The sequence below is a fragment of the Cereibacter changlensis JA139 genome (genome assembly GCF_003034985.1).
GTDB lineage: Bacteria > Pseudomonadota > Alphaproteobacteria > Rhodobacterales > Rhodobacteraceae > Cereibacter > Cereibacter changlensis.
On record NZ_PZKG01000044.1, the window covers coordinates 23544 to 30136 of the forward strand.

Genomic DNA, 6593 nt, shown 5'->3' on the forward strand with positions numbered 1-6593 from the left:
CAGTGATGTCACGCAGTCCTTATTGTAATGCGGTGCATCGCTGATCTTGCGTCCGGCCCCGGCGGTTCTGGTCGCCACGACCGACGCTGCCGACCTCTGATCCAGTTGCACGGCCTCCGCCCGCCGCAGCCTCACCCACGCACAGGCCCGGCCTTCTTCGGCCCTGCTCCGGCCGTCTCGATCAGCTGGCGGAACTTCGGGCAGTCCATGTGCGACGGCGCGGGGCAATCCGCGACGTGGCGCAGCATGTGGCTGAGCGCGGCAAGCTCGGCGATCCGCCGGTCGATCTCCTCCGCCTTGTGATGGAACGCCGCACGCGGCAGGTCCGGCATGCCGTCGCGGCGGAACATCCCGGCGATGTCGGCCAGGGAGAAGCCCGCCGACTTGGCCATCGCGATCAGTTTCAGTTGCAGCAGCACCTCGGGCGGAAACTGCCGGCGCAGCCCGTGGCGCGACACCGAGGCGATCAGCCCCACCGTCTCGTAATGCCGCAGCGCCGAGGGCGGAACCCCGGACCTGGCCGCGACCTCTCCGATATCCAGGAACTTCATGCTTGACCTAAAGCCGACTTGAAGTGGCAAGCCTGCTCCCGATCGAGGATTTCAGCAAGAGGGCAAGGCCATGCAACCGAAGATATCCATCCCGCCGAGGATCACCCGCGGGGCGCCGACGGTGACGCTCGCGCTCTCCATGCTGCTCGCCTCGCTGGGCGCCAGCATCGCGAATGTCGCCTTGCCGACGATGGCCGCAGCGTTCTCGGCCCCCTTCGCAAAGGTGCAGGCGGTGGTCGTCGCCTATCTGGCCGGGCTCACGATCTTCGTGGTCATCGCCGGGCGTCTTGGCGACCGGTACGGGCTGCGGCACATGCTGATCGCGGGCCTCGGCCTGTTCACTGCGGCATCACTGCTCTGCGCCCTGACGCCCAACCTGTGGATGCTGGTCGCCGCGCGAGGCGTCCAGGGCGCCGGCGCGGCCTTCCTGATGACGCTCAGCATGGCCTTGATGCGACAGACGGCGAGCGAGGCGCGGATCGGGCGCGCGATGGGGCTGCTCGGCACGGTCTCGGCCCTCGGAACCGCCCTTGGCCCGGCCCTGGGCGGGCTCATGCTGCCGCTGACCGGGTGGCGAGGCGTCTTCTGGTTTCAGGCTCCGCTGTCGGCGCTGGCCCTGATCCTGGCGGTCGCGGTGCTCTCGCCGGAGCGCGCGGCGAAGGCGGCGCCCCGCGGCAGACTGCGGTCGGTGCTGGACCGGTCGCTCCTGCCCAATCTCCTCCTGAACGTGCTCGTCGCCGCCGTGATGATGACGACCCTCGTGGTCGGGCCGTTCTATCTGAGCCTCGCGCTCGGCCTGAGCGTCACGCAGGTCGGCCTCGTCATGACGGTCGGCCCGGCCCTGTCCATCGTCAGCGGCGCGCCCTCCGGTCGGCTGGTCGACCATCTCGGCAGCCGGCGGGTGGTTCTCGCCGGACTGCTGCTGCTGACGACGGGGACCTTCGCGCTGGCGATCCTGCCGGGCCGCGCGGGCGTGGCGGGGTACCTGCTGGCGATCCTCGTGCTGACCCCCGGCTACCAGCTGTTCCAGGCGGCCAACAACACCGCCGCCCTGGCGGATGCCCGCGCCGATCTGCGGGGCGCCGTCTCGGGGCTGCTCAACCTGTCGCGCAACCTCGGCCTGATCGCAGGATCAACCGCAATGGGAGCGCTCTTCGCCTTCGGCGCAGGAACCGCCGACCTCACCCGGGTCACGGCTCAGGCCATCGCCGCCGGCATGCAGCTCACCTTTCTCACGGCGGGCGGCGTGATGAGCCTGGCGATCCTGGCGATGCATCGGCATCTCGCGGCGGCGCGGAACGAGCTCAGGCCGTGACGCTCTCCCGGCATGGGGAGGGCGCCTAAGCGGCGCAGCGCAGGTCGGCGGTCAGGGCGCGGAAGACCTCGGGCGGATAGCCGGGACGGCGCCTCTCGCAGCTTTCGGCCAGCCCGTCGAAGCGCTCCGCCCCGGACATCTTCTATCCCGCCGCGATTGCGCGATAGGCTGCGCGCCCCTCGACGAAAGTTTGCCGCACCACTGGCGGATGCCCGTCCGGCCAGTCCAGGAGCACCAGGTCGGCGCGCTTGCCGAGAGCGATCTCGCCGCGGTCCGCCAGACCCAGCGCCTCGGCCGGATTGGCCGCCACCAGCTTCCACAGCCCGGCCAGCGCGCCGGCGCCGTCGGCCTGCAGCCGCGCCACCGCGGCCAGCACCGCCGGGTAGTAGTAGTCCGAGGCGAGGATGTCGCAGAGCCCCGCCGCCAGCATGTCGGCCGCCCCCGGCGAGCCGAGATGGCTGCCGCCGCGCGCCGCATTCGGCGCGCCGAAGACGATCCAGTCGCCGGCCTCGCGCGCCGCCCCGGCCACCGCCAGGTTCATCGGGAATTCCGAGATCCGCGCGCCATGGCCGCGGTAGAAGCTGCGGGTCTCCGGCTGGCTGTCGTCATGGCTCAGCATCGGCGCGCCCACCGCCCGGGCCCGCTCGCCCGCCAAGGCGATGACCGCCGGCACCTCGGCCCGCCGGGTCCAGATCTCGCGCATCAGCGCGGTGAAATCGGTCGCCGCCATGCCGGAGCGCTTGGCGCGCGTCTCCATCTTGGCGGCGAAGGCCGCGCCATGCATGTCGGTGACCGGGAAAGCCGGGTCGTGGTCGAAGGGCCGGTCCTGCAGCGCGCAGGACGGGTCGAGCACCGCCATGGTCATGTGGTCATTGAAGGCCAGCGCCGGCAGGAGCGGCCCGACCAGCGCCTCCTCGATCAGGGGCAGCGCCTCGAAGCAGAAAGTCTCCCAGCGCAGCTGCACCCGGTTCTCCACCGTCAGCCGCGGAGCCAGCGCCGCCAGCGCCGCTACCACCTCGCGCCCGGTGGCGACCGAGCGCAGGCCCGGCTCGAAGCTGAGCGTCAGCGCGTGATAGGCAGTGGCGATGCCGTTGGCGGCCAGCTGGCGGTCGGTCTCCAGGAGAGCGGCCTCGGTAGGCAGCAGCACGCCCGGGCGCGGCATCAGCTGGCGCTCGAAGGCATCGCCGTGGATGTCGACCATCGCCGGCGCCAGCACGAGGCCCCGCCCGTCGATCACCCGCGCCCCGTCGCGCGGCCCGTCCAGCGCGGCGATCCGACCCGCCTCGACGCGGACCGCTACCGGTGCCACATGGTCCAGCAGGATCACCGTGGCGCCCTCGATCACGAAATGCTGCATCACAGGCGCTCCAGCACCAGGTGCCAGTGCCAGGAGCCAGGCGTGTCATGCTCGCGGTCCTCCAGCCGGCAGACCTCGAAGGCCGAGAACAGCTCCAGCAGGTCGCGGCCGGTGCAGAAGTAATGCGGGTGGATCTTGTCGCCCGGGCCCTCGAACACCCAGGTGTTGCGCGAGATCTCGCGGCCGGGGGCCTTGGCCAGCTCCGCCGGGACGCGGCGGGCGGAGAGCATGGTGCCCATGAAGCGGCCGCCGGGCTTCAGCACCCGGGCGATCTCTGCGATGGCGGCGCGCAGCACCGTCTCGTCGCCGTGGTAGATCACGTTCCAGGACAGCACATGGTCGAAGCTGGCGTCGGCGAAGGGCAGTTCGGTCATCATGCCGACGCGGGCGTCGATGGTCAGCTCCTCGGCTGCGGCGATCCGGGTCAGCTCGGCGATGCCCTCGGGGGCCGCATCCAGCGCCGCCACGGCGAAGCCCTGCCGGGCCAGCGCCAGCGCGTGTCGACCGACGCCGGCGCCGAGGTCGAGCACCCGCGCGCCGGGGGCGACAGTCTCGGCATAGGCCATCGCCTCGGGCTCGGGATGCTCCCATTTGCCGACGCCCTCGGCGCGGGCCCATTCCTCGGCCCAATAGTGATGCGCGGTATCTGTCTTCATCGTCCCGGTCCCATGATCTTCTGGCGCAGCAGCGCGCCGATCTGTTCAACCCCGATCACCACCACGGCGATCATCAGGATCACCGTGAGGGCCGTAGGATAGTCGAAAAGGTCGAAGCCGACCTTCAGCTCGATGCCGATCCCGCCGGCGCCGACCAGCCCGAGGATGGTCGAGGAGCGCACCGCCTTCTCCAGCCCGAAGAGCGAGGTGGAGACGAAGGCGGGCAGCGCCGCGGGGATGGTGGCGCAGGCCGCGATGTCGAGCCGCCGCGCGCCGGTCGCCCCCAGCGCCTCGGCGGGGCCCGGATCGGTGTTTTCCATGTCGTCGGCGAAGAAGCGGCCGCAATAGCCGATGGTGTCGATGACGATGGCCAGCATCCCCGCGAAGGGGCCGAGCCCGACCGCCACGAAGAAGACCAGCGCCCAAGCGAGGTCCGGCACCGCGCGGATGAAGCCGAGAAGCGTGCGCACCGCCCAGTTCACCCCGCGCCCGACCAACACGCCGCGCGCCGCCAGCAGCGCAACGGGGACCGACAGCACAATGCCGATGGCGGCGCCGGCGACGGCGATCTGCAGCGTCTCCACCATCTTCCAGGCCAGCCGGTCGAGGTTATGGGTCGAGGGCGGCCAAGCCCGGGCGAAGAAATCGGCGAGCTTGGGCGGCGAGGCGACCAGCCGCTCCACCGACCAGCCGGCCCCCTCCATCGCCCAGAGCACCAGCAGGAGCACGGCGACATAGCCGAGAAAGCCGCCGGGTCCGGGGCGCGAGAAGCGGGCGGGAGGGGCGAGGTCAGACATAGAGGGCCGCCATCGTCTGCGGCGTCACGTCCCGCGCCGCGGCGTCGATGGCGATCCGGCCGCCCTGCAGCCCGAGGATGCGGTCGCCGTAGCTCAGCGCGTGCTGCACGTTGTGCGAGGTGAACAAGACGGTGACTCCTTCACGTTTCACCAAGGACATGAACAGCGCCATGACCTCCTCCCCGGCCTGTGGGTCGAGCGAGGCGCAGGGTTCGTCGGCCACGAGGAAGCGCGGCTTGCCGACCAGCGCCCGGGCGATCGCCACCCGCTGGCTCTGCCCGCCCGACAGCTGGTCGGCGCGGCGCAGGGCGAGATGCGCAAGGCCCACCTTCTCGAGCGAGGCCAGCGCCGCGCGGCGCGCGGGCTCAGGGGCCAGCCCCTGCACCCAGTAGCGCGGGCCGGAGGACTGGCCGAGCAACCCGTGGATCACGTTGGACAGTACCGAGAGCCGCGGCACCAGGTTGTGCTTCTGCCCGACCAGCCCGGTGCGGGCGCGCAGGGCGCGCCGCGCCGGTCCCGCAATGCGGGCGATATCCTCGCCCAGCAGCGACACCTGCCCCGCGTCGGGCGCGATCAGCCCGAGGCAGCAACGCAGCAGTGTCGATTTCCCCGTCCCGTTCGCCCCGACCAGGGCGACGCAATCGCCCTGCCGGATGCTGAAGTCGAGCCCGGAGAACACCGGCGCCGCCGTGCCGAAGCGCTTGGCGAGGCCCCTCGCCTGCAGGTCGCTGGCCGTTGCGGCCAGCCGCGGAACCGCGTGGTCGAGCGCCATCGCTCACTCGCCCAGGAAGCTGTCGAACTGCGGATAGCCCGCCGTGGTGTACATCGAGCGCACCCGGTTGTAGGCGGCGTCCTCGATCGTCACCAGGTCCATGCCGACATATTTGTCGTTCTCCTCATGGGCGGTGATCGCCTTGATGATCGCGGCCTTGTTCTCGATGATGCCGTCGCGCAGCAGCGCCTGCACCTCAGCCGGCACATGCGCGCCCGCCAGCAGCATGTCGTTCGGCAGATCGCCGGAGCGGGCCAGCACCTTGAAGAAGCCGTAGGGCACCGACGTGTCCTTGTTTCGCGCCCCGGAGATCCAGCTGCCCTCGTTGATGCCGATGGCCGCCACGTCGCCGGCCTTCAGCGCCTCGTGGGCGATGTTGGCGGCGGTGTGCACCTTGTCGACATCGGACACGGGGTCGACGCCGTAATCGGCCATCAGCTGCATCGGGCAGAGCATGTTCGAGGTGGAGCCGATGTCGCCGAAGGCGACCTTCTGGCCCTTCAGGTCCTCCATGCTGTCGATCCCCGAATCCGCCCGCACGACGATGGCGCAGCGGTAATCCGGCCGGCCGAAGCCGATCAGCGGCGTCGCCTTGGTCAGGGTGTTGATGACGATGTATTCCGCCGGGCCGGTGATGACGAAATCCACCGTTTCGCCGCGCAGGGATTCGGCGGCGGCGGTGCGCGAGGAGACCGGGAAGAAATCGAAGGTCTCGCCGGTCGCCTTCTCCAGCTCGGCCTTGAACGGACCCCATTCGGCCTGCAGGCGCTCCAGCCCCTCCACGTCGGTGACGGCGATGTTCCAGGTTTCCGCGGAAGCGGCGCCCGCCAGCAGGGTGAGGGCGGCGCCGAGCAAGGTGGCCTTGAGGGTCATGTCAGTCACTCCGGGTCAGGGGATGCAGGATTGGTTCGGATGAATTTCTAGCCCCGGCGTGTGACGCGGCCGCCACGGGCAAATGAAGCTTCCGTTGCAGCCGCGCGACAGATTTGTACCGCTTGGCGGGACGGCAGCGCCACAGAGGCTGGGCACATGCGGAGCCGCGGCGGCGAAACAGCGACGCGCTTCAAGTCCACTGACTTCAGGATTCCCCCGCCGCCGTCACAGAACTGTCCAGAACCGGACTCAGTAAATTCATCCGGATGATG

Annotated in this window: 7 protein-coding genes; 1 reads left to right on the top strand and 6 read right to left on the bottom strand. The window is 70.3% G+C overall.

The features are described 5' to 3' along the window. Positions 1-131: 131 nt before the first annotated feature. Complete coding sequence (locus tag C5F48_RS11405; protein WP_107664039.1) at positions 132-551, bottom strand: helix-turn-helix domain-containing protein; 420 nt, start codon at positions 549-551, stop codon at positions 132-134. 70 nt (positions 552-621) lie between these two features. Between C5F48_RS11405 and C5F48_RS11410 the strand changes: the two genes are divergently transcribed. Then, on the top strand, positions 622-1866 hold the full coding sequence (locus C5F48_RS11410) for an MFS transporter (RefSeq protein ID WP_107664040.1): 1245 nt from the start codon (positions 622-624) through the stop codon (positions 1864-1866). 142 nt (positions 1867-2008) lie between these two features. Here the strand turns inward: C5F48_RS11410 and C5F48_RS11415 are convergent, their stop codons facing one another. The 5 genes from C5F48_RS11415 to C5F48_RS11435 are packed head-to-tail and all read right to left on the bottom strand — an operon-like array spanning position 2009 to position 6321. Beyond that, complete coding sequence (locus tag C5F48_RS11415; protein ID WP_107664041.1) at positions 2009-3223, bottom strand: alpha-D-ribose 1-methylphosphonate 5-triphosphate diphosphatase; 1215 nt, start codon at positions 3221-3223, stop codon at positions 2009-2011. After that, positions 3223-3879 (bottom strand): class I SAM-dependent methyltransferase, encoded by a 657-nt coding sequence (locus tag C5F48_RS11420; RefSeq protein ID WP_107664042.1) that lies wholly within the window; start codon positions 3877-3879, stop codon positions 3223-3225. The genes C5F48_RS11415 and C5F48_RS11420 overlap by 1 nt, the downstream gene beginning before the upstream one ends. After that, the gene (phnE, locus tag C5F48_RS11425) at positions 3876-4676 is read right to left on the bottom strand and encodes a phosphonate ABC transporter, permease protein PhnE (protein ID WP_107664043.1); all 801 of its coding nucleotides are present in this window, start codon (positions 4674-4676) and stop codon (positions 3876-3878) included. Before phnE ends, C5F48_RS11420 begins: the two co-directional genes overlap by 4 nt. Then, the gene (locus tag C5F48_RS11430; protein ID WP_107664044.1) at positions 4669-5448 is read right to left on the bottom strand and encodes a phosphonate ABC transporter ATP-binding protein; all 780 of its coding nucleotides are present in this window, start codon (positions 5446-5448) and stop codon (positions 4669-4671) included. Before C5F48_RS11430 ends, phnE begins: the two co-directional genes overlap by 8 nt. A 3-nt stretch (positions 5449-5451) precedes the next feature. After that, the gene (locus C5F48_RS11435; protein WP_107664045.1) at positions 5452-6321 is read right to left on the bottom strand and encodes a PhnD/SsuA/transferrin family substrate-binding protein; all 870 of its coding nucleotides are present in this window, start codon (positions 6319-6321) and stop codon (positions 5452-5454) included. Positions 6322-6593 lie beyond the last annotated feature (272 nt).

Coding starts and splice junctions, on each gene's coding strand:
- C5F48_RS11420 (WP_107664042.1), bottom strand. CDS start 3,879: ATGAAGACAGATACCGCGCATCACTATTGGGCCGAGGAATGGGCCCGC.
- C5F48_RS11415 (WP_107664041.1), bottom strand. CDS start 3,223: ATGCAGCATTTCGTGATCGAGGGCGCCACGGTGATCCTGCTGGACCAT.
- C5F48_RS11410 (WP_107664040.1), top strand. CDS start 622: ATGCAACCGAAGATATCCATCCCGCCGAGGATCACCCGCGGGGCGCCG.
- C5F48_RS11435 (WP_107664045.1), bottom strand. CDS start 6,321: ATGACCCTCAAGGCCACCTTGCTCGGCGCCGCCCTCACCCTGCTGGCG.
- C5F48_RS11405 (WP_107664039.1), bottom strand. CDS start 551: ATGAAGTTCCTGGATATCGGAGAGGTCGCGGCCAGGTCCGGGGTTCCG.
- phnE (WP_107664043.1), bottom strand. CDS start 4,676: ATGTCTGACCTCGCCCCTCCCGCCCGCTTCTCGCGCCCCGGACCCGGC.
- C5F48_RS11430 (WP_107664044.1), bottom strand. CDS start 5,448: ATGGCGCTCGACCACGCGGTTCCGCGGCTGGCCGCAACGGCCAGCGAC.